Genomic DNA, 26,144 nt, shown 5'->3' on the forward strand with positions numbered 1-26,144 from the left:
CGCGCCGTCGAGCAACCCGCCCCACCCCGCGCCGTCCGCGCGGCCGGAATCAGCGACGGGCATATTCGCGGAAGCCGCGCCCCGTCTTGCGGCCGAGGCAGCCCGCGGCCACCAGGTGCTCGAGCAGTGGCGCGGGGGCCAGGCCCGGGTCCCGGAACTCGCGGTGCAGCACCTTCTCGATGGCCAGCGAGACATCGAGACCGACCACGTCGAGCAGTTCGAAGGGCCCCATGGGGTAGCCGCCACCGAGCTTCATCGCGGCGTCGATGTCGTCGAGCGATGCGTAGTGCTCCTGGACCATCTTGATCGCGTTGTTGAGGTACGGGAACAGCAGCGCGTTCACGATGAAGCCGGCCCGGTCGCCGCAGTCCACCGGGTGCTTCTTGATCCGGGCGGTGACCTCGCGGACCGTGGCGTGGACATCGTCCGAGGTCAGGACCGTACGGACCACCTCGACGAGCTTCATCGCCGGGGCCGGGTTGAAGAAGTGCATCCCGATGACGTCCTGGGGCCGCGAGGTGGCGCGCGCACAGGCGACGACGGGCAGCGAGGACGTGGTGGTGGCGAGCACCGCGCCCGGCTTGCAGACCTTGTCGAGAGTGGCGAACAGCTCCTGCTTGATCTCCAGGTCCTCGGCGATGGCCTCCACCGCCAGATCGACCTCGGCGAAGGCGTCCAGCGAGTCGGCCGGGGTGATCCGGGCCAGCGTCTCGTCCCGGGCCTCGGCGGTCAGCCGGCCCTTGTCGACAGAGCGTGAAAGCGACTTGGCGATACGGGACTTGGCGGTCTCGGCCTTCTCCTGGCTGCGGGCGGCGAGGACCACGTCGTAGCCGGCCTTCGCGAAGACCTCCGCGATCCCGCTCGCCATCGTGCCGGAACCGGCCACGCCCACCGAGCTCACCGGGCGGGCGGCGGCGCTCTGCGCGGCCTCCAGCGGCGTCAGCGCGTCCCGCACGACCGTGCTGCTGTCCGGCGCCTCGTAGGTGTAGAAGCCGCGTCCCGACTTGCGGCCGGTCAGGCCCGCCTCGCTGAGCTGCTTCAGGATGGGCGCGGGGGCGTGCAGCCGGTCACGGGACTCGGCGTACATCGCGTCGAGGACGGTACGCGCGGTGTCGATGCCGATCAGGTCGAGCAGCGCGAGCGGGCCCATCGGCAGTCCGCAGCCCAGCTTCATCGCGGCGTCGATGTCCTCGCGGGAGGCGTACTTCGCCTCGTACATCGCGGCGGCCTGGTTGAGGTAGCCGAAGAGCAGCCCGTCCGCGACGAACCCGGGCCGGTCGCCGACCGCGACGGGCTCCTTGCCCAGGTCACGGGCGAGGGCGGTGACGGACTCGACCGCCTGCGGGGCGGTCAGCACCGAGGAGACCACCTCGACGAGCTTCATCGCCGGGGCCGGGTTGAAGAAGTGCAGGCCGAGGACGCGCTCGGGGTGCGCCGAGTCGGCGGCGAGCCGGGTCACGGACAGCGCGTTGGTGCCGGTGGCCAGGATCGCCTGCGGGCGGACGATGGCGTCGAGCGCACGGATGACCTGCTGCTTCGTCTCGTACGACTCGGGCACGACCTCGATCACGAGGTCGGCGTCGGCCGCCGCCTGCAGATCGGAGAAGGTGCGGAAGCGGGCGAGGACGTTCCGCCGCTCCTCCTCGGTGATGCGCTCGCGCTGCACGGCGCGGGCCGTGGACGCTTCGAGGGTGGAGACGGCGTGGCGGGCGGCGGCGTCGCTGATGTCGATGCCGATCACCTCGCGGCCGGCGCGGGCGAGGACCTCGGCGATGCCGGTGCCCATGGTGCCGAGGCCGACGACGGCAATGGTGGAGAGAGGGGTGTCCATCACGGGACTCCAGGAATGAGTGACGACTGAGGGAGGGCGCGCGTGCGGAAGGGGCGCGCTGCGGTGCGTGTCGCTGTGAACCGCGGCGAAACCGCGGTGAGGAAGCGACGGACTCTGTCCCGGAGCCACGTCGTACAGAACTGCCGAACCGACAACACTCGCGGTGGCTGCGTCACCAGGCCACCGAGAGCTGCGCGGGTGTGACCCGCTCACTTGAGGTTAACTCGCGGGTAACGAGCGCGCCAGCCCTGTGCGGATGTGATCTGCGCCGCGCGCCCCGCGGACGCGCAGGCCCGGCAATAGGGTGCTCCCCATGGACGCGGATCTCGAGGACCTGGCGCTGCGCACGCAACAGGAGCTGACCGGTCCCGCCGACGAGGAGCTGCACCGGCAGCTGACCGCCACGGTCGACCTCGACGCACTCGCCGCCGTGCTGACCGAGACCGAGCGGCCGTTATGGGCGCGGGAGATCGCCGCGTTCCGGCTCGGCTGCGCCGGGGACGGCCGGGCCTTCGAACCGCTCGTCCTGCTGCTCAACCACCGCGACGCCGAGCGTTGCGTCTCCGCCTCGTACGCCCTGACGAGGCTCCGCGACCCACGCACCGCACGCGCCGCCGCCGCGCTCGCCACCAATGAGCTGCGGGTCGCCTACGCCCTGACTCCGGTGCGCCTCCTCATCACCCTGCGGGCCCCCGAATCCGCCCCGGCACTGATCACCACCCTTGGGCGGCGGCTGGCCCCGGGAGATCCGCACTGGCGGGTGGCACTCGCCTGCGTCGAAGGTCTGGGCGCGCTCGCGGACGAGCGCGCCCGCCCGGTCCTGGAAGCGGCCCGTGCTCACCCGCGCCTGTCCGCCGCCGCCTCCGCGGCACTCAGCCGCCTGCCGTAGCGCACCTCGCGCACCGCGACGCCGCCCACCTCGAACGGCTCCTCGGCCCCGTCCGCCGCGAACCCCGCCCGCTCGTAGAAGAGGCGCGCCGCCGCGTTCTCCTTCAGCACCCACAGCAGCAGCGACGGACAGCCGTCCGCCTCCGCCCGGGAGACCAGTTCGGCCATGAGCACACGTCCCACCCCGGTCCCGATCCGCTCCGGCCGCACATAGAGCGCGTAGACCTCGCCATCGCGGGTCGTCGTGTCCTCTTCGCGGTACGGCCCGTAGCAGCCCCAGCCGACCACCTCGCCGTTCACCTCCGCGACCACATGGACCACCCCCGCGCCGGCCGCGGCGGCCAGCTGCGCCCTGCGCCGCTCGGCGTCCTCCGCCTCGTCCATCCCGTCGAGATACGACCGCGGTATCAGCCCCGCGTACGCGTGCCGCCATCCGCCGACCCGGACGGCCGCGACCGCCTCGCAGTCGGCATCCGTCATGTCCCGCACCCGAACGTCCATGGCTACCGGCCCTCGGCGGAGGCGATCCGGCCCGACGCCGCGGCGAAACGGCCGGCGCCCGTCGCCGCACGGGTGTGGCCGGTGGCGGGGAGGACGCCGTCAGGGGCGTGCACATGGGTGAGGCGCGTATTCATGCCCTCATCCTGGCGCACGCCACTGACAACGGGGCGGCCCGGCCGGGGTGCCGGTCAGTTTCTGTGACCGAGCGCCTGGTGCAGCGCGGACCCGGCCCGGGCCGCGTCCGTGGAACCGGGGCGGAGCGACGTCTTGAGCGGCTTCGGCTCCGGCCCCGCCGCGCAGACGGCGTCCGCCTCACCGGCGCCTGCGCGCGGCAGCTTCCCGGTGGCCAGATAGTCCGTCAGATGGCGGTCCAGGCAGGCGTTTCCGCCCAGCGTGATCCCGTGGTTCCCGCCGCCGTCCTCGACCACCAGACGGGAGCCGCGCAGTTTGCGGTGGAGAGCGGCACCGCCCTCGAACGGGGTGGCCGCGTCCTCCGTGGCCTGGAAGATCAGTACCGGCGGCAGTGCATGGTTCGAGACGTCCGTCGGGCGCAGCGGCTCCACGGGCCAGGACGCGCACGGGGCGTTGTACCAGGCGTTGTTCCAGGTGGAGAAGCGTGCCTTGGCGTACACCGTCCAGTTGTCGCCGCGCCAGGTGGCCCAGTCCCGGGGCCAGCCGGCGTCCCGGCACTGCACCGCCGTGTAGACGGAGTAGCCGTTCTCGCCCTCCGCGTCGACCGCGCCGAAGGTCTTGTACGCCTCGACCAGCAGGCGGGGGTCCTTGTCGTTCACGTACGCCGCGAACGCCTCGGCGAGGTACGGCCAGAAGCCGTTGTAGTAGCCGCCCGGCAGGAAGGTGTCCTCGAGTTCGGCGGGACCGACCTTCCTGCCGCCCGGCTGCTTGCGCAGCGCGTCACGCATCGCGTACCACGCGGCCTCGACCCTCGCCGGGTCGCTGCCCAGCCGGTACGTCGCGTGGTGTTTGGCCACCCATGCGGCGAAGGCCTTGTGGCGGGCGTCGAAGCCGTAGTCCTGGCCGAGGTTGGCGTCGTACCAGACGCCGTCCGGGTTCACCACGGAGTCGAACACCGCGCGCCGCACCCGGTGCGGGAAGTACTTGGCGTACACGGCACCGAGATACGTGCCGTACGAGTATCCGAGGTAGTTGATCTGCGTGGCACCGAGGGCGTGCCGGATGAGATCCAGGTCCTTCGCCACGTTCACCGTATGCATATGGGGCAGCACATTGCCGTACTTGGCCGTGCAGGCCCGGGCGAAGGACCGTGCCCTGGCCAGATTCGCCTCCTCGAGCTCCTGGTTCCCCGGCACCGTGTCGGGGCGTACGGGGGCGAAGTGGCCGGGTCTGCAGTTCAGTGCGGGCTTCGAGGCGCCCACACCGCGCGGGTCGAAGCCGACGACGTCGTACTGGGCGGCGACCTTCGCGGGCAGCGAGGCCGCAACGAACCCGGCCAGCTTGCGCCCGCTTCCCCCGGGACCGCCGGGGTTGACCAGCAGCGGCCCCTGGAACGTCCGCGCCGTGTGCCGGACCCGCGAGAGCGCGAGCGAGATCCGCCTGCTGTGCGGATCGGTGTGATCCAGCGGCACCGCCAGCTGGGCACACTCGAGCCTCGGGTATTTCTCGGTGGCGCAGCTGGTCCATTTCAAGGCCCCGCCCTGCGATGCCGCGGGTTCGGCGGGTCCTGCGGACGCGGAGGGCACGGCGGCGACCAGTCCGGTCACCGCCGCTCCGACGGCGACCAGCACTCCTGCGCGTCTGTACATATGGCCTCCCGTGATGGCGGGGGGCGCGGCCGAGTGGCAGAGCCCCGGCGGCAGCGTTCCCCGATATCCGCCCGGAAGGTCATGTTCGTACGGGAAGTGACCCGTTTGGTGAGGTGGAGGGCCCGTGAACAGGCTTCAGAGGAGGGTGAGCTGAGTGGCGGCGGGTTCGGCGAGAGCGGGCTCGGCGGTCACCGGAATCCGGCGCGGTGTGCCCCGCTGGGCAGGTCCGATGCCGAACTCCGAGGCGAGCTCATGGACGTGACGGGTGATCCGCCGCTGGTACCACTTGGGCGCGTAGGCCCCCTCCGCGTAGAGCCGCTCGTAGCGGCGCACCAGATGCGGATGCTCCCGCCCGAGCCACGTCATGAACCATTCGCGCGCCCCCGGCCGCAGATGGAGGACGAGCGGGGTCACGGACGTCGCCCCGGCCGCGGCGATCGCCCGTACCGTCGCGCGCAGCTGATCCGGGTGGTCGCCGAGGAACGGGATCACGGGGGCCATCAGGACCCCGCAGCCGATGCCGTGGTCGGTGAGGGTCCGTACGACGTCGAGGCGGCGCTCCGGCGAGGGGGTGCCCGGCTCGACCGTGCGCCAGAGCTCGCGGTCCGTGAAGCCGACGGAGACGGAGATCCCGACCTCGGTGACCGCGGCGGCCTGTCGCAGCAGGTCCAGGTCCCGCAGGATCAGCGTGCCCTTGGTGAGGATCGAGAAGGGGTTCGCGTAGTCGCGGAGGGCGCCGATGATCCCCGGCATCAGCCGGTAGCGCCCCTCCGCCCGCTGGTAGCAGTCGACATTGGTGCCCATCGCGATGTGTGCGCCCTGCCAGCGGCGGGAGGCCAGCTGGCGGCGGAGCAGCTCGGGCGCGTTGATCTTGACGACGATCTGGCTGTCGAAGCCGAGGCCCGTGTCGAGGTCCAGATAACTGTGGGTCTTGCGGGCGAAGCAGTACACGCATGCGTGGGTGCAGCCGCGGTACGGATTGACCGTCCACTCGAACGGCATCCGTGAGGCGCCGGGGACCTGGTTGAGTATCGAGCGGGCACGGACCTCGTGGAAGGTGATCCCGCGGAACTCCGGGGTGTCGAAGGTGCGTGTGGTCACCGCGTCGGTGCCGAAGAGCGCGATGTCCCCGGCCCCGGCGGGGCTCTCGGGGTCCGTGGCGTGCGGAGTACTGAGGGTGTTCCGGGTGTTCTCGGCGAGATTGTCCCAGCGCATGGGCGCCTCCTCGGTAGCGCTGACCACAGAATAGAACATGTGTTCCCTTGATCGTCGCAACCCCGATTTTGGGCGGCCGTGCGTGTAGTGGTTGGCTGGTCCATCCCAAGAACCGAATGCTGGAGGATGAGGCATGGCGCAGGTCGAGGCCACGACGGAGCGGATCATCGCGGCGGACGCGGAGACCGTGTTCGACACGCTGGCCGACTACAAGGACACCCGCGCGAAGCTCCTGCCCGGGCACTTCAGTGAGTACCAGGTGCGCGAGGGCGGTGACGGCGAGGGCACCCTCGTCCACTGGAAGCTCCAGGCCACCAGCAAGCGCGTCCGCGACTGCCTGCTGGAGGTGACCGAGCCGACCGACGGGCAGCTCGTCGAGAAGGACCGCAACTCCTCCATGGTCACCACCTGGACGGTCACGCCGGCGGGCGAGGGCCGCTCCAAGGTCGTCGTCACCACCGTCTGGAACGGTGCCGGCGGCATCGGCGGCTTCTTCGAGCGGACCTTCGCCCCCAAGGGTCTCGCGCGGATCTACGACGAGCTCCTCGCCAAGCTGGTCGCCGAGGTCGAGAAGTAGTCCCGCCCTTTCGCGGCTCGCTGTAAAGGTCACCGTTTCGAGTGGTTTTCTCCGCGGCTCCGCCGCGCGCCCGGCGCGCCGGAAGCCGCGGGAAAGCTCCTGATGAGCGCCCGGAGCGGCCCCGGCGGCCCGTTCGGCACACCGTCCGCGCCCCCGCTCCCCAGTAACGTCCCGCTTGCTCCGTCTTGGCGCGTAATGCGAAGAATGGCGCCGCGCAGCCGCGACGAGGGGAGCAGTACGTGGGCGGGATCACGCTGGTGAAGGACGAGCAGGCCGCCGGGGAGACGGCCGAAGACCGCCGGGCCCCCGAGCCGCCGACCGCAGGATCCTCCGACGTGGCAACGGGCCTGAGCCCCCGTCGCGTACGCCTCGTCTTCTTCGGCCTGATGCTCGCGCTGCTGCTGGCCGCGCTCGAGCAGATGATCGTGGCCACCGCCCTGCCGAAGATCGTCGGCGAACTCCAGGGCCTGGACCGGATGCCCTGGGCGATCACCGCCTATCTCCTCACCGCCACCATCGGCCTGCCCGTCTACGGAAAGCTCGGCGATCTCTACGGCCGCAAGGGCATCTTCCAGTTCGCGATCGTCGTCTTCGTCATCGGCTCCGCCCTCGCCGGCTGGTCGCGCACCATGGACCAGCTCATCGCCTTCCGCGCCATCCAGGGCATCGGTGCGGGCGGCCTCATGATCGGCGTACAGGCGATCATCGCCGACATCGTCCCGGCCCGGGAGCGCGGGCGTTTCATGGGGCTGATCGGCGCCGCCTTCGGTCTCGCCTCGGTCGCGGGTCCGCTGCTCGGCGGGTTCTTCACCGACCATGTGTCCTGGCGCTGGTGCTTCTACTTCAATGTGCCGTTCGGCCTCGTCACGCTCGCCGTCGTCACCGTCGTCCTCAAACTGCCGAAGCCGGCGGCGCGGGCGCGCTTCGACGTCCTCGGCGCACTCTTCCTCGCGGCCGCCTCCACCTGCCTGGTACTGCTGACCAGTTGGGGAGGCACGGAGTACGCGTGGGACTCACGGGTCATCCTCGGACTCGCCGCCGGGGCAGCCGGAACCGCCCTGCTGTTCCTGGTCGTCGAGCACTACGCACCCGAACCGGTCATCCCCCTGAGGCTGTTCCGCGACTCGGCCGTCACCATCACCAGCCTGGTCGGGGCCGTCGTGGGTGTCGCCCTCTTCGGCGCCGCCAGCTATCTGCCCACCTTCCTGCAGATGGTCGACGGCGCCAGCGCCACCGAGTCGGGGCTGCTGATGCTCCCCATGATGGGCGGCATCGTCGTCGCCTCGGTCGTGTCCGGACAGCTCATCAGCCGCACCGGCAGCTACAAGGTCTACCCGGTGCTGGGCAGTGCCGTCTCGGCCGTCGGGATGTGGCTGCTGTCCAGGCTGGAGGCCGACACCACCCGGCTCCAGTACTCCGTCTGGCAGGCGATCCTCGGCGTCGGCATCGGTCTGGTGATGCCTGTCCTCATCCTGGCCGTGCAGAACGCGGTGCCGCCCGCCGATCTCGGCACCGCCACCAGCGCCAACAACTACTTCCGGCAGATCGGCGGCAGCGTCGGCGCGGCCGTCTTCGGCACCCTCTTCGCCGACCGGCTCACCGACTCCCTCGCCGGCCGGCTCCCGGCCGGCGCCGGACTGCCCGCCCCGGAGTCCATCACTCCGCAGCTCGTCCACGCCATGCCGCCCGCCCTGCGCGACGGCTACATCCAGGCGTACGCGGACGCGATGCCGCGGATCTTCCTCTACCTCGTGCCGGTACTCGTCCTCGGCCTCTTCCTCGCCTTCTTCCTCAAGGAGAAACCGCTGGTGTCCCACTACGCCCCCGCCTCCGCCGAGCCCACCTCCGTACCGCACGCACGCACCGCGCCACCGTCCCCCGCGCCCGCATCGCCGTACCTCGTGGGCGTACCCGTCTGCGGCTCCGTCCAGCACCACGACGGCACCACCGTCCCGCGTGCCGCGCTCACCCTCATCGATGGACGCGGGCAGCAGATCGGGCGCGGCGCCAGCGGGGAGGAGGGGCGCTACGCGCTGAGCGTGCCCGGCCCGGGCTCGTACGTCCTGATCGCGGCGGCCGGCGGGCACCAGCCGCAGGCCGTGTCCGTCACCGTGGGCGAACGGCCGGTGGAACTCGACGTCGTCCTCGGCGGCGCGGGACGGCTCGCCGGGAGCGTCGTCACCGCCGACGGCAGCCCGGTGCGCGACGCCGCGGTGACGCTGACCGACGTACGCGGCGAGGTCGTCGCCACCACCCGCAGCGGACGCGAGGGCGGCTATGTGATCGCGGAGCTGGTGGCGGGGGAGTACACCCTCGCGGCGAGCGCTCCCGCGTTCCGTCCCGCCGCCCTCCCCGTGAGCGTCCAGTCGTCCCGCGAGACCCGGCAGGACATCGAACTCGCGGGCGGCGCGGTCCTGCGCGGCACCGTGCGCGCCGGCGGCGGACGGCCCGTCGAGGACGCGCGGGTGACGCTGCTCGACGCGGCGGGCAATGTCGTCGACACCCTCACCACGGGCCCCGACGGAACCTTCCGCTTCGTCGATCTGTCGTCCGGCGAGTACACCGTGATCGCGGCGGGCTATCCGCCGGTGGCAACAGTGCTGCAGGTCGCCGGCGGCGGACGCACGGAGCGCGATCTCCAACTGGGGCACGAGGACCAGGGTTCCTGACTTCCTGCCGGCGGAGTCATGCGTTCCGCGATTCCGCGCGCGGGCGCACGACCGATTCGGCCGATGCCCGGCGCACGGCGGTCGCATGGGCCTACCGTGGAGTAAGCAGAGCCTTGAGTGGAGTGACCGCCGCAGATCCCGCGCCCGGGGAAGGAGCCTCCCACCGATGGACAGTGGTGTTCCGCCGATGCTGCCACGGCAGTACGCAGCAGCCGGGCGGATTCCGCTCGCCGTGGTCGTCGTGGACGGCGACGGTCTCGTGTCGCACTGGTCGACCGGTGCCCGGCGGCTGTTCGGCCACGCGAAGGAGGCCGCCCTCGGCCAGCCCGCCGTCGAGTTGATGCCGGTCACCGGGGCGCTGACCGAAGAAGGCTCGTACGAGTCGGAGGACAGCTACGGCGGTCTCGGACCGGGCCTCGACGCCTCGTTGAACGGGCAGACGTCCTACCCCGCGGCGGGCCGGGCCCGGCTCACCAGTGGCGGCGTGGCGGAGGCGACGGCGCGGAAGGACCGGGTGGACGTCCTGTGGTGGTCGTATCCGCTCGTCGGCCCCGGGCCGGAAAGGCTGCTCGTCCTCGCCGCCGACGCCGCGCAGTTCGACCCCGGCGAGGACACGCCGGGAGCCGAGGAGAGCGTGGAGCGGATCGCTCCGGGCTTCGCGCTGCACACCGAGTTCCCCGGCTTCGACGAACTGGCCCGGCGGCTCCCGGAGATCCTGCCGAGCATGAGCGTCCAGGAATCCACCCGCATCGTCGCGCAGGTGCTGGAACTGGGCTATCCCGTCATCGAGTTCAGCCACCACGACCGGGTGCCGGTCACCCCCGACTGGGGAGTGCCGAGGCGCGAGAAGCGCCGGGAGCGGCTGCGCGTCGCCCAGGAGGCGGTGGCCGCGGGACGCCACCCGGACGAGGCGGATCAGGAGCTCGACCTCGAGTACGCCGCGGTGCGGGAGCGGCTCGAATTCCTCAACGAGGTGAGCGGCCGCATCGGTTCCTCGCTCGATCTCGCCCGGACGATCCACGAGGTCAGCGCGGCCGTGGTGCCGCGGTTCACCGATGTGGCGGGTACGTATCTGCGCGAGCAGGTCATCGCGGGCGAGGGCTTCCCGGACGGCCCGCCGGACGCCACGACCATGTGGCACCGGGTCGCCGTAGAGCATGTCGACGCCCCGGGACGCTGGGACGATGTCGTGCCCGTCGGCGAATCCATGCCGTTTCCCGTGCACACCCCCTTCTTCCAGTGCATGACCACCGGCGAGCCGGTACTGGTACCGAGGATCAGCGAGGAGCTGGGCACCGCCATCGCCTCCCAGTTCGAAAAGCGCGACATCCGGCCGCTGATCAGCGGCCGGTCGATGCTGGTGGTGCCGCTCAAGGCGCGCAACGTGGTGCTGGGCTTCATGATCCTGCTGCGCCACCCGGCACGCGCCATGTTCGACGACATGGACCGGGTGACCGGCGCCGAGCTCGCCGCCCGCGCGGGTCTCGTTCTCGACAACGCACGTATGTACACGTACCAGGAGACCGTCGCCGAGACCCTTCAGGATTCGATGCTGCCGCAGGTCACGCCCCGTATGGCGGGCTGCGACACGGCGACCCGCTACCTTCCTGGCACCCTGCTCGGACGGGTCGGCGGAGACTGGTTCGACGCCATCAAACTGCCCGGCTCGCGCACCGCACTGGTCGTCGGCGATGTGATGGGCCACGGCCTCAACTCGGCGGCCATGATGGGCCAGTTGCGTACGGCCGTCCAGACGATGGCCGCCCTCGACCTGCCACCGGGGCAGCTCCTGCGCAACCTCGACGATCTGGCCCAGCGGCTCGGCGAGCACTACCTCGCGACCTGTCTCTACGCCGTGTACGACCCGATCGCCGGCGAGCTGCTGCTGGCCAACGCGGGTCATGTCCCGCCCGTCCTCGTCCGTGCGGCGGACGGCCGCAGCGAGCTGCTCGGTCTGCCCACCGGGGCGCCGATCGGCGTCGGCGGAGTCCCCTTCGAGACCGTGCGCGTACCCGTCCAGCCCGGTGACCGGCTCGTCATGTGCACGGACGGGCTGGTCGAGGTACGCGGCGAAGACATCGGCGTCGGTCTGACGACACTCTGCGAGTCCGCGGCGCACCCGGCGGCCTCCATGGACGACGCCTGCGACACCATCATCAGGGCGCTCAACACGCGTGGCGGACGCAAGGACGATGTCGCCCTCCTGATGGCGAGGCTCAACGGCATCGCGGCCGACGACGTCGCCCGGTGGCAGCTGGCGCCCGAGCCGCGCGAGGTCCCGAGGGCCCGCCGGCTGGTGCGCGAACAACTGGCGGCCTGGGGCCTGGTCGAATCGGCCGGCACGCTGGAACTGCTCGTCAGCGAGCTGGTCACCAACGCCGTACGGCACACGGACAGCCGCCGGATCGAGTTGCGGCTCGTCCGCACCGACGCGCTGCTGTGCGAGGTCACGGACGAAGGGCACACCCTGCCCACGCTGCTCAGCGCCGGCCCGGACGACGAGTCCGGGCGCGGACTGCGGGTGGTGAGCACCCTGGCGAGCGAGTGGGGGACGAGCCGGTCCGGTCACGGCACGTCGGTCTGGTGCGAGCTGCCGGTCCCGAGCGGGGCGAGGCGTGCGCGCGTGTCGAACGCCAGATGAACGATGGCGCACGAACCTTGTCGCTCCGACCCGTCGGCGGTAGAACGATCTTGACGCGGCGTCAGGTCACGGTGCCGCGCGGTCCGTTCGTCCTGGGGAGCTGCGTATGAGCGTGACGAGTCGGTACAAGGACGCCTGGGAGGGCTTCTGGCGGGAGGCTCCGGACGAGCCGGGAGCGGTGTTCTGGGACGCCGAGCCGGCGCTGACGGCGAGCCGGCACCTGGCTCTCTTCGAGCCGCATCTCACGGCGCCGGGGCTGCCTCTCGTAGATCTCGGCTGCGGCAACGGAACCCAGACGCGGTACCTCGCGGACCGCTTCCCATGGGTGCTCGGGGTGGACCTGGCAGCGGCCGCGATCATGCACGCCCGCCGGCAGGACAGACAGGGTGAGGTCCGCTTCCGTGAGTTCGACGCGGTGGACGCGACCGCAGTGGGGCAGCTGCACGCCGAGCTGGGCGACACCAACGTCTACATGCGGGGCGTGCTGCACCAGAGCGAGCAGCAGGACCGGGCGGCCCTGGCGGAGTCCATCGCGACTCTCGTGGGGGACGGCGGCCGGGCCTTCGTCGTGGAGCCGGCCGAGGCCGCCGGGCAGGTCCTGATGAGCCTCGCGCAGAGCCCGTCCGGCCCACCTGCGAAGCTCCAGCCGGTCCTGCGGCACGGCATCGCGCCGGGCGCGGTCGCCGACGCAAAGGTCCCGGAATACTTCCGGGCAGCGGGCCTGGACGTGGTGGCGAGCGGCGAACTGCCGCTGGCCACGACCGAGTACGCGGCGGACGGCTCGCGCATCGAACTGCCGTCGACTTGGCTGGTCGTGGGCCGGAACGGGTGACGCCACAGGTCTGAACCCCGGACAGTTATCCACAGGGCTGGTCGGCCCGGCGGGCGACGCGTACGGTTCCAGGCATGAAGATCCTCATCAGTGCCGACATGGAAGGCGCCACCGGTGTCACCTGGCCGGCCGACGTGCTGCCGGGCACGCCACAGTGGGAGCGGTGCCGGTCCCTGTTCACCTCGGATGTGAATGCGGCGGTGCTCGGCTTCTTCGACGGCGGTGCCGACGAGGTGCTCATCAACGAAGCGCACTGGAGCATGCGCAATCTGCTGCTGGAGCAGCTGGACGAGCGTGTCGAGATGCTGACAGGCCGGCACAAATCACTCTCCATGGTCGAAGGTGTGCAGCACGGCGATGTGGACGGCATCGCCTTCGTCGGCTACCACACAGGAGCGGGCGCCGAGGGTGTGCTGGCGCACACGTACTTGGCGAACTCGATCACGGGCGTCTGGCTCAACGGCACACGGGCGAGCGAGGGCCTGCTCAACGCGCACGTGGTCGCGGAGTACGGCGTCCCGGTGATCCTGGTCACCGGCGACGATCTGACCTGCGAGGACGCTCTGGGGTACGCGCCGGAGGCCCGCAAGGTCGCCGTCAAGGACCATGTCTCACGGTACGCGGCGGTGTGCCGCACCCCGGCCCGCACGGCCGCCGACATCCGCGCGGCGGCCAAGGAGGCCACGGCACTGGCCGTCCGCCACGAGCCGGTGCAGGGCGGTCCGTTCACGGTGGAGCTGGAGTTCGACGCGGAGCACCTCGCCGCGGCCGCGACCGTCGTACCGGGCGCGACCCGCAGCGGCGAGCGGCGCACCGTCTACACCAGCGAGACGATGTATGAGGCCATTCGTACCTTCAAGGCGGTCACGACGATCGTCTCAGCCGCGGTGGAGGAGCAGTATGGCTGACGTGACTCGTCCTGAAACGCAGACCGGCACGCCTTCGGCGCCCCCCGCCGGCACGACCGTCGACAGCATCGCCCTCGACGAGGTGGTGGCCTTCACCTCCGAACTGATCCGCATCGACACCACCAACCGCGGCGGCGGGGACTGCCGCGAGAGGCCCGCCGCCGAGTACGTGGCGGAGCGGCTCGCCGGAGCCGGCCTCGAGCCGGTGCTGCTGGAGCGCACCCCCGGCCGCACGAATGTGGTGGCCAGGATCGAAGGCACCGACCCGTCCGCCGACGCCCTGCTCGTCCACGGCCATCTGGACGTGGTCCCCGCCGAGCCCGCCGACTGGTCCGTGCACCCGTTCTCCGGCGAGGTCCGCGACGGCGTCGTCTGGGGCCGCGGAGCCGTCGACATGAAGAACATGGACGCGATGATCCTCGCGGTCGTCCGGGCCTGGAAGCGCGCCGGCGTCCGGCCCCGCAGGGACATCGTCATCGCCTACACGGCGGACGAGGAAGCCAGCGCGGTCGACGGCTCGGGCTTCCTCGCCGACCAGCACGCGGAGTTGTTCGAGGGCTGCACGGAAGGCATCAGCGAATCCGGGGCGTTCACCTTCCACGCCGGGCCCGGAATGGCGCTGTACCCGATCGCGGCGGGAGAGCGGGGAACCGCCTGGCTCAAGCTCACCGCCCACGGCAGGGCCGGGCACGGCTCCAAGGTCAACCGGTCCAATGCGGTGACCAGGCTGGCCGAGGCCATCGGCCGGATCGGCGGGCACGAGTGGCCGGTCCGCCTCACACGCACCGTGCGGGCCGCCCTGTCCGAGCTGGCCGTGCTGTACGGCATCGAGGCCGACGTCGATGCCCCGGACTTCGACGTGGACGCCTTCATGGCGAAGCTCGGCCGGGCCGCGGCACTGGTCGAGCCGGTCGTGCGCAACAGCGCCAACCCGACCATGCTGGACGCCGGCTACAAGGTCAACGTGATCCCGGGGCATGCCACCGCGTATGTCGACGGGCGGATGCTGGCGGGCGGCGAGGAGGAGTTCCGCGAGACCCTGGACCGGCTCACCGGACCCGACGTCGACTGGGAGTTCCACCATCGGGAGGTGGCCCTGGAGGCACCCGTCGACTCCCCGACCTTCGCCAAACTGCGCGCGGCGATCGAGCGCTTCGATCCCGCCGGGCACGTCATCCCGTTCTGCATGTCGGGCGGCACCGACGCCAAGCAGTTCGCCCGCCTCGGGATCACCGGCTACGGCTTCTCGCCGCTGAAGCTGCCCGAAGGCTTCGACTACGCGGCCATGTTTCACGGAGTCGACGAGCGCGTGCCGGTCGAGGCCCTTCACTTCGGTGTCCGGGTTCTCGACCACTATCTGAAGTCCGCATAGGGGAGTTGGCAATGGTACCCACGGGGGCTTACGGCACCTGGCCGTCGCCGATCGACGCCGCGCTGGCCGCATCCCACGACGGCCGTCCCGAGTACGCGGGCGCCGTCGGCGACGAGGTGTGGTGGACCGCGCCACGCCCCACCGAGGGCGGGCGCCGTGCCCTGGTGCGCCGGAGGGCCGGCGGAGCCGAGGAGTCGGTGCTGCCCGCCCCGTGGAATGTGCGCAGCAGAGTCATCGAGTACGGCGGACAGCCGTGGGCCGGAGCCGCCCGGCCCGATGACGGCCCGCTGGTCGTCTTCGTCCACCACCCCGATCAGCGGCTGTATGCGTACGAGCCGGACGGCGGCGGCGAGCCGCGGCCGCTCACCCCGCTGTCCCCCGTGGGCGGCGGGCTGCGTTGGGTGGACCCGGCGATCCACCTCGACCGCGGTGAGGTCTGGTGCGTGCTGGAGGAGTTCACCGGGGACGCCCCCACCGATCTGCGGCGGGTGATCGCGGCGGTGCCGCTGGACGGTTCGGCGGCCGACGACCGCGGCGCCGTCCGGGAGCTGACCGACGACCGGCACCGCTTCGTCACCGGCCCCCGGCTCTCGCCCGACGGGCGGCACGCCGCGTGGATCGCCTGGGACCACCCGAGGATGCCGTGGGACGGCACGGAGGCAATGGTCGCCGAGGTGACGGACGGCGGACCCTTCGCCGCGGTACGGAAGGTCGCCGGCGGGCCCGACGAGTCGGTCGCCCAGGTCGACTGGGCCCGGGACGGCTCGCTGCTGTTCGTCTCCGACCCCGGCAACTGGTGGGAGCTGCGGCGCATCCGGCCCGATGTTCTCGCCGCCGCCGGGGCGACCGCCACCGGACTCTGCGAGGGGCGGGGCGAGGAGTTCGGCGGGCCGCTGTGGAAGATCGGCCTCAAATGGTTCCAGCCGCTGGACAACGGGCTGGTCGCGGTCATTCACGGAAAGGGAACCACAGCCCTCGGCCTACTCGACCCCGAGACGGGGGAGCTCGTGGACGCCGCGGGCCCCTGGACCGAGTGGGCGCCGACGCTGACCGCGCACGGCAGCCGCGTCTTCGGCGTCGCGGCGAGCCCGCGCAGCGCGTACGAAGTGGTGGAGCTCGACACCTGCACGGGCAGGACCCGTGTGATCGGCTCGAAGCACGACGACCCCGTGGACCCCTCGTACTACCCCGAGCCGCAGATCCGCACCTTCACCGGGCCGGACAACCGGGAGATCCACGCCCATGTCTATCCGCCCCACAACCCGGACCGCATCGCGCCCGGCGATGAGCTGCCGCCCTATGTGGTCTGGGCGCACGGCGGACCCACGGGCCATGCCCCGCTCGTCCTGGACCTGGAGATCGCCTACTTCACCTCGCGTGGCATCGGCGTCGCAGAGGTCAACTACGGCGGCTCGACCGGCTATGGCCGCGAGTACCGGAACCGGCTGCGCGAGCAGTGGGGTGTCGTCGATGTCGAGGACTGCGCATCGGTCGCCGAGGCCCTGGCCGCCGAAGGCACGGCCGACCCGGCGCGGCTGGCGATCCGCGGCGGCAGCGCCGGCGGCTGGACCACCGCGGCCTCCCTCACCGCCACCGACGTGTATGCGTGCGGCACGATCATCTATCCGATCCTGGATCTGATGGGCTGGGCCACGGACGAGACCCATGACTTCGAGTCCCAGTACCTGGAGTCGCTGGTCGGATCGCTCGCCGAGGTCCCCGGGCGTTACCGGGAGAGATCGCCCATCGAGCACGTAGAGCGGATCTCCGCCCCGTTCCTGCTGCTCCAGGGGCTGGACGACCCGGTCTGCCCGCCGGTGCAGAGCGAGCGATTCCTGGCCCGGATGGCGGGGCGCGGCATCGCGCACGCGTACATCGCCTTCGAGGGCGAGAGCCATGGATTCCGCCGCGCGGACACCATGATCCGCGCCCTGGAGGCCGAACTGTCCCTGTACGCACAGACCTTCGGCATCACCCGCACCGACATCCCCCAGCTCGAACTGAAGAAGTGAGCGCTGAAGAAGTGAGCGCTGAAGAAGTGAGCGCTGAAGAAGTGAGCGCTGAAGAAGTGAGCGCTGAAGAAGTGAGCGCTGGAGAAGTGAGCGCCGGAGAAGTGATCTGGGAGCCCGCGAAGTGACCCTCACGCCTCTGACCCGGCCCGCGCGCCTCGTGCCGGGCGCCAGGATCGCCGTCGTGGCGTCCAGCGGTCCCGTCCCCGCCGAGCGGCTCGAAGCAGGCCTGGACATTCTGCGCGGCTGGGGCCTGGAGCCGGTCGTGATGCCCCATGTCCTCGACGAGCACCCGCGGCTCGGGTACCTCGCGGGAGAGGACGAGGCCCGTGCCCGGGACCTGCAGGAGGCGTGGTGCGATCCGACCGTCTCCGCAGTGATCTGCGCCCGCGGCGGCTACGGCGCCCAGCGCATGGTGGACCTGCTCGACTGGGAGGCGATACGAGCGGCGGGCCCGAAGGTCTTCATCGGCTACAGCGATGTGACCGCCCTCCACGAGGCCTTCGCCGTCCGGGCCGGACTTTCGACCCTGCACGGCCCGATGGCCGCGGCAGCGACGTTCGTCAAGGACGCCCGCACTCAGGAGTCGCTGCGCGCCACCCTGTTCGAGCCCGAGTCGGTCATGACCCTCGGCCTGGAGACCGCCCGTACCCTCGTGCCGGGGCACGCGAGCGGCATCACGCTGGGCGGCTGCGTCTCTCTGCTCGCCGCCGAGCTCGGCACCCCCCATGCCCGGCCCTCGGCCCGGGGCGGACTGCTGCTGATCGAGGACGTGGGCGAGGAGCCGTACCGGCTGGACCGGATCCTCACCCAGCTGCTCCGCTCCGGACGGCTCGACGGAGTGGCCGGGATAGCGCTCGGCTCCTGGGAGGAGTGCGGGCCGTACGAGGAGGTCCAGGCGCTGATGCGGGACCGGCTGGGCGGACTCGGGGTGCCCGTCGTCGAGGAGCTGGGCTTCGGTCACAGCGCGACGGCGCTGACGATGCCGCTGGGTGTTCCGGCGGTGCTCGACGCGGACGCGTGCGTGCTCAGGCTCGACGTACCCGCGCTGCGCTGAACTCCCGCCCCGCGCCGGGCTGAAGCAAGCCGGTGACCGTCACCAGCGCCCCGGGGGAAACCCGTGTCCTGGAGCTCCCCGTGGTGCGTGGCTCGTTGAGCTGAAGTCCGGTGGATCTTGCTGAGCGCGCTGATCCAGACTGATCCACCGGACAGGCCCCGCCCCCGTCCCTCGGCTACAGCGCCGCGTACCCGGGACGGATCACCTCGTCGATGATGCGGCGACGCTCCGGGAGGGGCAGGAACGCCGACTCGACGGCCGCGACGGTGAACTTCTCGAAGACCTCGGGGCCGTAGCCGAAGGCGTTCGCCATGTGCTGGAACTCGTGGCTCATGGTGGTGCCGGAGACCAGGCGGTTGTCGGTGTTGAGGGTGATCCGGAAGCCGAGGCGGCGCAGCAGGTCGATCGGGTGCGTCGCGTAGTCCTTCGCCGCGCCCGTCTGGAGGTTGGAGGTCGGGCAGACCTCCAGCGCGATCCGGTTGTCACGGACGTACGCGGCGAGGTGGCCGAGCGTCGCCGTGCCGTCGTCGTGGACCTGGATGTCGTCGGTGATGCGCACGCCGTGGCCGATGCGCTCGGCGCCGCAGACCTGGACCGCCTCATGGATGGACTCGGCGCCGACGGCCTCGCCCGCGTGAATCGTGAAGTGGCAGTTGTGGAGCTTCAGGTGCTGGAAAGCGGGGAGGTGGTCGGCCGGCGGGTTGCCGATCTCGCCGCCCGCGATGTCGAAGCCGGCGACCCCGCGGTCCCGGTGGGCGACCGTCAGCTCCGCTATCTCCAGGGAGCGCCGAGTGTGCCGCATGCCCGTGAGCAGCGCTCGGACCGTGATCCGGCCGTCCGTGCGGCGCTCGCCCTCGCGGAAGCCCTCGTTGACGGCGTCCACGACCTCGTCGAGGCTGAGACCGCGCTCCAGATGCTGTTCCGGGGCGTACCGCACCTCGGCGTAGACGACCCCGTCGGCCGCCAGGTCCTCGGCGCACTCCGCGGCGACACGGAAGAGGGCCTCGCGGGTCTGCATCACCGCACAGGTGTGGGCGAAGGTCTCCAGATAGCGCTCCAGCGATCCGGAGTCCGCGGCGTCGCGGAACCAGACGGCGAGCGCCGCGGGGTCCTCGGTGGGCAGATCGCCGTAGCCGCACTCACGGGCCAACTCGATGATCGTGGCGGCGCGCAGGCCGCCGTCCAGGTGGTCGTGGAGGACGGCCTTCGGGGCCCGGCGGATCCAGTCCGCGATGGCGGACGAGGCGGCAGCGGTGTTGTCAGACAAGTGCATGCAGCGGGAGTGTACGGCACGGCGGCGCCGGGCGCTGTGACGCACCCGGGGCCCCGGCATGCCCACGTGGGCTTCGCCCAGGAGTACGCCCGGCGGGCTCAAGGAGAGTTCCCGTCGCCTGCGCCACCCGGAGCCTGTCCGGTGGATCTTGCCGGGCTCGCGGCGTCATGCGACGCCGCTCGCTGATCCAGCCTGATCCACCGGACAGGCTCTAGTTCGACTGCAGCACGGGCAGCGCCGGCGCCCCCGTCGGCAGCATGTGCTTCGCGGCCAGGATCGGCACGTCCCCGGCCCGTACGACCTGCGTGATCAGCACCGCGGGTGTGTCGGCCGGGCGGTCCAGCTGGGCCCCGCGCCGCTGCCCGAGCAGGGTCGCGGTCACCCCCGAGTGCGCGGTCAGCGACACCCCGCGAGAGGCCCCTGCCAGGACCGCCAGCATCGAGGTCCGGTCGGCGTCACGGGCCTCGCGCAGCGCCTGCGCGAACGACGGATGCGCGCGGTCCAGTACGTCGTCGGCCGCGGCCCACTCCTGGCTGAGCGCGGCCGCCGCGCCCTCCCCCGACAGCAGGGACTCCCAGAACCGCAGCTCCGCCCGGGCGGGCGCGAGCAGATGCTGCGTGGTGAAGTCCGTCGGCTCCTCGACGGCCCGCAGTAGTGCCTGTACCCGCAGCGGCGCACCCGCCGAGAGCTGCTCCTCCAGCGGCTGGATGTACTCGAAGCCGCGCCGCGGCGGGCGGTCGTTGACGGTCCTGCCGACCCCGCGCCGTACCGTCAGCAGCCCGTCCTCCTGGAGGAGCAGCAGTGCCTCGCGCAGGGCCGGCCGGCTGACTCCCAGCTCGGTCGCGAGCCGGGGCTCGGACGGCAGGGTGGAGCCGGGCGGGTAGATGCCGTCGTGGATGGCGTCCGCGATGCGCTCGTACAGGACGACCACCGGCCTCCGCTGCTGTCCGCTGACCACCACGACCCCTCCTTGGCTGACTTGTCTGGCTGCTGTCTGCCCTGCTGACGACTGCCTGCCGGCTGACTACTCGTCCCGTCGTACGCCGGGTTGAGGGTTCATTTTCCCGCTCACCGTAATTCACATCCAGAAGGCCTTGACGTTCTACGCACGTAGATTCCACCCTGTCTGAGCGACACTTGTCAGACAACTGACAGCTTCTATCGAGATGATCGATCGGAGAGTCGGTCGTATCGATGAGCACATCGGTGGATTCGAGATCTGACATCCGAGGCAAAGGGGCCGACATGTCATCCACGATCGGCCGGACGCGTTCCGGAGCCGACTCCGACCTGGCGGGCCGCGGCGGCATGCTGCTGGCCATGGTGCTGGCCGTGCTCGGCTACCAGATCAACGCGACGATGCTGAGCCCCGCGCTGCCGGATGTCATCCAGCGCCTCGGCACCACGACCGCGGCCGCAGGCCTCTCCCAGACGCTGTTCTTCCTGATGGCCGCGATCGGCCAGGTCACCCTCGCCCGCCTCAGTGATCGCCGTGGCCGCAAGCCCATGATGATCCTCTGCGCGATCGTGCTCATCGTCGGCGATCTGCTGTGCGTCTTCGCGCCGAACATCGAGATCTTCATCGCGGGCCGGATCCTCCAGGGCGTCTCCGCGGCGATGTTCACGCTGGCCTTCCTCACCCTGAACCAGCTGCTCAGCCCGGCGGGCTTCGGCAAGGCCGCGGGCATCATCACCGCCGTCAACGGCGGTCTCGCGGGCATCGACGCCATCGGCGGCGGCCAGATTGCCGACACCATCGGCTTCCGCGGCATCTTCGTCTGTTCCGCCCTGATCGCCGTCGCGGGCCTGATCGGCGTCCGCAGGTACGTACCCGACGTGCCGCCCACCACCACGGCGGGCCGCTTCGACTCCCGCGGCATCGCCGCGCTCTCCCTCGGGCTCACCGGCATTCTCGTCGGCCTCGCCCAGGGTGCCGCCTGGGGCTGGACCTCCCCGCTCACCCTCGGCTTCCTGCTCGGTGGCGTCGCCGCCCTCGTCTTCTTCGTGATCTCGCAGAAGTCCGCCACCGACCCGGTCATCGACATCGAGGTGCTCGCCTCGCGCCGCGCGTGGCCGCTGCTGATCACCACGATCTGCACCCTCGGCGGAGCCTTCGGCGCGATCGCCCTGACCATCCCGCTGTTCGCCCAGGACGCCCAGGTCGGCCTCGGCCTCTCGGCGGTCACCGCCGCCGTGCTCTTCCTGACGCCCATCCAGCTCATCGGCGTGGTCTCCGCACCGCTGACCGGCCGGCTCGGCCCGAAGCTCGGCTGGCGCAGGATCGTGGTCACCGGCGCCATCGCCAACTTCGCGATCTTCGTCTTCGCCACGTTCTTCCTGCACAACGAGTGGATCCTCGTCGCCTCGCTGGCCGCGCTCGGGGTGACGTACGGCGGCTTCATGCTCACCGGCCTCAACGGCCTGGCCGTCACCACCGCGCCCAAGGACAAGCCCGGCTCGCTCTCCGGACTCAACGGCGCATGCTTCGGCATCGGGGCCTCGCTCGGTATCGCCCTCGCCTCCGCCATGATCACGGCGGGCAGCACTGCGCAGGGCGTGACCGAGGCCGGATACCGGAACGCGATGTTCGTGGCGCTCGCCATGCTCGGCGCGGGCGTCGTCACCGCGCTGCTGATCAAGCGCCCCGACCCGGCCACCACGGCCGATGAGGACGAGCCGCAGCTGGTACTCACCCACCACTGAGGCCCGCGTCCCGCCCGTACGCCCGTAGGCCCCACCCGTACACCCGTAGGTTCTGCCCGTACGCGCCGCCCGTACGTCTCACCCGTACGGCTCGCCCCAACGCCTCATGGGACCAGGATCCGTCCATCCTGGTCCCATGAGCTCCAAGGACGTGAAGGGCAGCACGAAGGGCGGGGCGAAGAGCGGAGACGGCTTCCGCAGCAGGCTCACGCCGTCCAGGATCGCCGTGGTGGTGATCGCGGTCCTCACCCTGATCTTCATCTTCGAGAACACCCGGCGGGTGAGGATCAGAATGCTGATCCCCGAGGTCACGCTGCCGTTGTATCTGGCGCTGTTGGCCACCTGGGTCCTCGGCGGGCTCTGTGGTGGGTACGTCTTCCGGCGCCGCACCAAATAGCGGGCGTTAGCCTGGCGTCATGCCCGCCATGTCTGCCGTACCCGCTGACGCCGACGCCCCGGACCCGGGCTCCGACCCCGCTTCCGGCTCCGAGCGCGACCCCGCTCCCGCCTCCGGGCCAGACCCCGCTTCCGCCTCCGGGCCCGAGTCCGCTCCCGGCTCGGAGTCCGACTCCGCGCTCCGCTCCCACGATGATCCGGACGACGGCTATCTCGCGGTGGGTCCGCGGGTGGGCATACGTCACTACCGCCTCGACGACGCCGAGGAGTTCACCTCACTCGCCCGTGAGAGCAGGCAGTTGCACCGGCCCTGGCTCTTCCCGCCCCAGACGACCGCCGCGTACGCCGCGTTCGCCGGCAAACTCATCGACGATCCGACCAAGGCGGGCTTCCTCGTCTGCGAGCGCCGAAGCGGCCGGATCGCCGGCTTCATCAACATCAACAACATCGTCGAAGGCGGTTTCCGCTGCGGAGCCGTCGGCTACGGCGCCTTCGCGCCCGCCGCGGGCCGCGGCTTGATGACCGAAGGACTCCGCCTCGTCGTACGCCATGCGTTCGGCCCGCTCGGCCTGCACCGCCTCGAAGTCAACATCCAGCCGCGCAACGAGGCGTCCATCGCCCTCGTCCGACGGCTGGGCTTCCGGCTGGAGGGCTTCTCGCCCGACTTCCTCTTCATCGACGGGGCCTGGCGCGATCATGAACGGTGGGCGATGACCGCCGAGATGACGGTCCGCGACGAGGGCCCGTCCTCCTGATCCTGCCGACCGTGGCAGGGCTCAGGATTCCACGGCCGACCGGTGCAGGATCCGTGCCGGCTCAGCGGACGCACGATGCGCCTGTCAGGTAGGGCACGGCTTCAGTCCGCCCCCGCCCGCCTCAGCGGCCGCGCTTCCGGTTGATCTTCATCGCGTCCATGTCGGTCGCCGACGACCTGAGGTCCCGGAAGCCGTACCCCCGCTCCTTGAGCGCGGTCTCCGCACGGTCCTCGGCGATCGCGGCCGCCATCTCCTCACCGTCCGCCGCGTCGGACGCGACGACATAGCGGTACGTGAAGTGCTTGAGCGCACGGTCGTACACGAGCGAGCCCTCCGCGGTGAACTGCATCTGCGCGAGGCCGTGGTCCTCCACGTCCGCGAGAAGCGCCTCACGCGCCGCGTCCGTCAGACCGTCCCAAGTGCCGCGCACGATCACCCGGTAGGTGTGCTGCGTACCCATGCTCTCCCGCCATCCTCTGCCGCCTGCCCGGCGATGAACCGATCGAAGATCGAGAGTACGGCGGTGAGGACGGCCCGTATACGGAATATCCCCCGCTCCCGGCGGACTGCGGCCTTTGCCGAAGACTGACCCACAGAGCCCCTGGTCAGCGCGGAGCGCACCGTGTTCCATGGTCAACGGGTCCGTCGGCCGCGGCAGTTGCCGGCGGCCGCGTGAACGATGCGAACGAAGCGAGGTTGCCTTGGCCACGACCGTGCGACGTGCCGTACTGACCCTGCCCGTGGCACCGCCCGGGCCCGAGAATCCGCTGCCCGCCCTGCGGCCCCTCGACGAGCTGCACGCGCTCGACGAACGTGCGAAGGAGGGGCTGCCCCGCGACATGGCCCGCCAGATCGGGTACGAGCCGCTGCGCACCGTCCTGCCGACGCGTCTGCGCGACGGCTACGGCCGGGAACGCGCCGGGGCGGACCTCGACACCGTCGTCATCGAGAACGACCGGCTGCGGGTCACCGTGCTGCCCGGTCTCGGCGGCCGCGTCCACTCCCTGCACCACAAGCCCACCGGCCGCGAACTCGTGTACCGCAACCCCGTCCTCCAGCCCGCCGGCTTCGCCCTCAACGGCGCCTGGTTCTCCGGTGGAATCGAGTGGAACATCGGGGCGACCGGCCACACCACCCTGGCCTGCGCCCCGCTGCACGCCGCCGTGGTCCCGGCTCCCGACGGGGGCGAGATGGTCAGGCTCTGGGAGTGGGAGCGGCTGCGCGACCTGCCGTTCCAGGTCGACCTGTGGCTGCCCGCCGACTCCGACTTCCTCTACGTCGGCGTGCGGATACGCAACCCCCACGAGCGGCCCGCGCCCGTGTACTGGTGGTCCAACATCGCGGTCGTGGAGGACGAGCGGACCAGGGTCCTGGCACCCGCCGACGAGGCCTGGCGCTTCGGCTACGAACGCACCCTGCGGAAGGTCCCGGTGCCGCGTCACGACTCCACCGACCGTACGTACCCGACCCGCAGCGAGTACCCCGCCGACTACTTCTACGACGTACCGGGGGAATCCCGTAAGTGGATCGCCGCACTCGACGCGCACGGCCACGGGCTGGTGCAGACCTCGACGGACCGGCTGCGCGGACGCAAGGTCTTCCTCTGGGGCTCGGGACGTGGCGGGCGGCGCTGGCAGGAGTGGCTGACGGAGCCCGGCACTCCCGGCTATGCCGAGATCCAGGCCGGACTCGCCCGTACCCAGCTGGAACATCTGCGGCTCGATGCGGAGGAGGAGTTCAGCTGGCTGGAGGCGTACGGACCGCTGTCGGCCGACCCGGCGGCCGTGCACGGCGACGACTGGGCGGAGGCGTGCGCCGAGACGGCCGGACGGCTGGAAGCCGTGCTGCCGCGAGCGGACGTCGACGCCGCGTACGAGGCGTGGCAGCGCTGCGCCGACACCGAGTCGGGGGACACCCTGGCCACCGGCTCCGGCTGGGGCGCGCTGGAAGTGCTGCGCACCGGCGTCAAACTGCCCGGCACGCCCTTCGACGAGGCCACGCTCGGTGACGAACAGGCGCCCTGGCTGGAGCTGCTGCGCACCGGCGTCCTGCCCGCGCCGCGCCGCGTCGCCCCGCCGGGCGCCACGCTGGTCGCCCCGCACTGGCGCGACATGCTCGAGACGGCCCCCGCGGAGCCCCACACCGAGTACCACCTCGGCGTCGCCCAGTGGCACGCCGGCGATTTCGCCCAGGCCGTACGCAGTTGGGAGCGCGGCCTGCGGCTCGCCCCGTCCCGCTGGCCGTTGCTGCGCTGCCTCGCCGTCGCAGAGCTCACCGGTGGCCACCGCGAGCACGCCGCCGAGCTGTACGCGGAGGCCTTCGACGACTTGTGCGCGGAGCGCCGCGACCACGGCGAGAGCTGGACCGCGGCGACGGCGGCGCTCGCCCAGGAGTCGATCGAGGCACTGCTCGCGTCCGGGCGCACCGTGGACGCCCGCACGGTACTGGACCGATTGTGGCCATCCTTGCGCAGCCGGGGGCGCTTCCGTCTGCTGGAAGCCCGGCTCCTGCTCGCCGAGGGCGAGCGCGCCGCAGCCCGCGCCGTCTTCGACGAGGGTTTCGAGGTGGCGGACCTGCGCGAGGGCGCCGAAGACCTGGGCGAGCTGTGGGCGGAGCTGACCGACGATCCACTGCCGGAGCGTTACGAGTTCCGGATGCGGCCGTCCCGTTCGCGGGGCCCGGGCAAGGAATGAGGCCGCCGTCCACGCGTCGACGGGCCCCACGCCTCAGTCCCGC

The 26,144-nt window shown here is 71.3% G+C and carries 22 protein-coding genes; 14 read left to right on the plus strand and 8 right to left on the minus strand.

The window, feature by feature from the left end; all coding sequences use genetic code 11:
• Nucleotides 1-49: 49 nt before the first annotated feature.
• Complete coding sequence (locus tag AC0699_RS31280) at nt 50-1,831, minus strand: 3-hydroxyacyl-CoA dehydrogenase family protein (protein ID WP_478667171.1); 1,782 nt, start codon at nt 1,829-1,831, stop codon at nt 50-52.
• Nucleotides 1,832-2,144: 313 nt separating this feature from the next.
• Here AC0699_RS31280 and AC0699_RS31285 point away from each other — a divergent pair, with 313 nt between their 5' ends.
• The gene (locus AC0699_RS31285) at nt 2,145-2,720 is read left to right on the plus strand and encodes a HEAT repeat domain-containing protein (protein ID WP_478667173.1); all 576 of its coding nucleotides are present in this window, start codon (nt 2,145-2,147) and stop codon (nt 2,718-2,720) included.
• Here the strand turns inward: AC0699_RS31285 and AC0699_RS31290 are convergent.
• The 4 genes from AC0699_RS31290 to AC0699_RS31305 form a co-directional block, all read right to left on the minus strand.
• Nucleotides 2,669-3,199, minus strand: a complete 531-nt coding sequence (locus AC0699_RS31290) for an N-acetyltransferase family protein (RefSeq protein ID WP_478667176.1) — start codon at nt 3,197-3,199, stop codon at nt 2,669-2,671. The two genes, AC0699_RS31285 and AC0699_RS31290, sit on opposite strands and share 52 nt — an antisense overlap.
• A gap of 23 nt (nt 3,200-3,222) precedes the next feature.
• Nucleotides 3,223-3,354 (minus strand): hypothetical protein, encoded by a 132-nt coding sequence (locus tag AC0699_RS31295; protein WP_478667178.1) that lies wholly within the window; start codon nt 3,352-3,354, stop codon nt 3,223-3,225.
• A 54-nt stretch (nt 3,355-3,408) separates the two neighbouring features.
• A complete protein-coding gene (locus AC0699_RS31300; RefSeq protein ID WP_478667179.1) occupies nt 3,409-5,001 on the minus strand; it encodes an alpha/beta hydrolase in 1,593 nt (530 codons plus the stop codon).
• A gap of 135 nt (nt 5,002-5,136) precedes the next feature.
• Nucleotides 5,137-6,216: an Rv2578c family radical SAM protein gene (locus AC0699_RS31305; RefSeq protein WP_478667181.1), complete on the minus strand. Its 1,080-nt coding sequence runs from the start codon at nt 6,214-6,216 to the stop codon at nt 5,137-5,139.
• Between the two features lie 133 nt (nt 6,217-6,349).
• On the opposite strand from AC0699_RS31305, the gene AC0699_RS31310 reads away from it, so the two are divergent.
• The 9 genes from AC0699_RS31310 (at nt 6,350) to AC0699_RS31350 (ending at nt 18,281) form a co-directional block, all read left to right on the plus strand.
• Complete coding sequence (locus AC0699_RS31310) at nt 6,350-6,793, plus strand: SRPBCC family protein (RefSeq protein ID WP_478667183.1); 444 nt, start codon at nt 6,350-6,352, stop codon at nt 6,791-6,793.
• Nucleotides 6,794-7,032: 239 nt separating this feature from the next.
• Nucleotides 7,033-9,462, plus strand: a complete 2,430-nt coding sequence (locus tag AC0699_RS31315) for an MFS transporter (RefSeq protein ID WP_478667184.1) — start codon at nt 7,033-7,035, stop codon at nt 9,460-9,462.
• A 166-nt stretch (nt 9,463-9,628) separates the two neighbouring features.
• A complete protein-coding gene (locus tag AC0699_RS31320) occupies nt 9,629-12,103 on the plus strand; it encodes an ATP-binding SpoIIE family protein phosphatase (RefSeq protein WP_478667186.1) in 2,475 nt (824 codons plus the stop codon).
• Nucleotides 12,104-12,209: 106 nt separating this feature from the next.
• Entirely contained in the window at nt 12,210-12,935 is a 726-nt protein-coding gene (locus AC0699_RS31325) for a class I SAM-dependent methyltransferase (protein ID WP_478667188.1), read from the plus strand.
• A 74-nt stretch (nt 12,936-13,009) separates the two neighbouring features.
• On the plus strand, nt 13,010-13,843 hold the full coding sequence (locus AC0699_RS31330) for a M55 family metallopeptidase (RefSeq protein WP_478667190.1): 834 nt from the start codon (nt 13,010-13,012) through the stop codon (nt 13,841-13,843).
• Entirely contained in the window at nt 13,836-15,215 is a 1,380-nt protein-coding gene (locus AC0699_RS31335; protein ID WP_478667192.1) for a M20/M25/M40 family metallo-hydrolase, read from the plus strand. Before AC0699_RS31330 ends, AC0699_RS31335 begins: the two co-directional genes overlap by 8 nt.
• Nucleotides 15,216-15,226: 11 nt before the next feature.
• On the plus strand, nt 15,227-17,227 hold the full coding sequence (locus AC0699_RS31340) for a prolyl oligopeptidase family serine peptidase (protein WP_478667193.1): 2,001 nt from the start codon (nt 15,227-15,229) through the stop codon (nt 17,225-17,227).
• Nucleotides 17,224-17,352, plus strand: a complete 129-nt coding sequence (locus AC0699_RS31345; RefSeq protein ID WP_478667196.1) for a hypothetical protein — start codon at nt 17,224-17,226, stop codon at nt 17,350-17,352. Before AC0699_RS31340 ends, AC0699_RS31345 begins: the two co-directional genes overlap by 4 nt.
• The gene (locus AC0699_RS31350) at nt 17,349-18,281 is read left to right on the plus strand and encodes a S66 peptidase family protein (protein ID WP_478667198.1); all 933 of its coding nucleotides are present in this window, start codon (nt 17,349-17,351) and stop codon (nt 18,279-18,281) included. The genes AC0699_RS31345 and AC0699_RS31350 overlap by 4 nt, the downstream gene beginning before the upstream one ends.
• A gap of 175 nt (nt 18,282-18,456) precedes the next feature.
• On the opposite strand, the gene AC0699_RS31355 is transcribed toward AC0699_RS31350, so the two are convergent.
• Both AC0699_RS31355 and AC0699_RS31360 read right to left on the minus strand, forming a co-directional pair.
• On the minus strand, nt 18,457-19,554 hold the full coding sequence (locus AC0699_RS31355) for an adenosine deaminase (protein ID WP_478667200.1): 1,098 nt from the start codon (nt 19,552-19,554) through the stop codon (nt 18,457-18,459).
• A 211-nt stretch (nt 19,555-19,765) separates the two neighbouring features.
• Nucleotides 19,766-20,515 (minus strand): GntR family transcriptional regulator, encoded by a 750-nt coding sequence (locus AC0699_RS31360; protein WP_478667202.1) that lies wholly within the window; start codon nt 20,513-20,515, stop codon nt 19,766-19,768.
• 284 nt (nt 20,516-20,799) lie between these two features.
• Here AC0699_RS31360 and AC0699_RS31365 point away from each other — a divergent pair, with 284 nt between their 5' ends.
• The 3 genes from AC0699_RS31365 (at nt 20,800) to AC0699_RS31375 (ending at nt 23,408) form a co-directional block, all read left to right on the plus strand.
• Complete coding sequence (locus AC0699_RS31365; RefSeq protein ID WP_478667203.1) at nt 20,800-22,257, plus strand: MFS transporter; 1,458 nt, start codon at nt 20,800-20,802, stop codon at nt 22,255-22,257.
• Nucleotides 22,258-22,393: 136 nt separating this feature from the next.
• Entirely contained in the window at nt 22,394-22,654 is a 261-nt protein-coding gene (locus AC0699_RS31370) for a LapA family protein (protein WP_478667205.1), read from the plus strand.
• Between the two features lie 217 nt (nt 22,655-22,871).
• Nucleotides 22,872-23,408: a GNAT family N-acetyltransferase gene (locus tag AC0699_RS31375; protein ID WP_478667276.1), complete on the plus strand. Its 537-nt coding sequence runs from the start codon at nt 22,872-22,874 to the stop codon at nt 23,406-23,408.
• Nucleotides 23,409-23,529: 121 nt separating this feature from the next.
• On the opposite strand, the gene AC0699_RS31380 is transcribed toward AC0699_RS31375, so the two are convergent.
• The gene (locus AC0699_RS31380) at nt 23,530-23,868 is read right to left on the minus strand and encodes a DUF6204 family protein (RefSeq protein WP_478667207.1); all 339 of its coding nucleotides are present in this window, start codon (nt 23,866-23,868) and stop codon (nt 23,530-23,532) included.
• A 241-nt stretch (nt 23,869-24,109) separates the two neighbouring features.
• On the opposite strand from AC0699_RS31380, the gene AC0699_RS31385 reads away from it, so the two are divergent.
• Entirely contained in the window at nt 24,110-26,101 is a 1,992-nt protein-coding gene (locus AC0699_RS31385; protein WP_478667209.1) for a DUF5107 domain-containing protein, read from the plus strand.
• Nucleotides 26,102-26,144: the final 43 nt, after the last annotated feature.

The sequence above is a fragment of the Streptomyces sp. NPDC043870 genome, assembly GCF_056435785.1.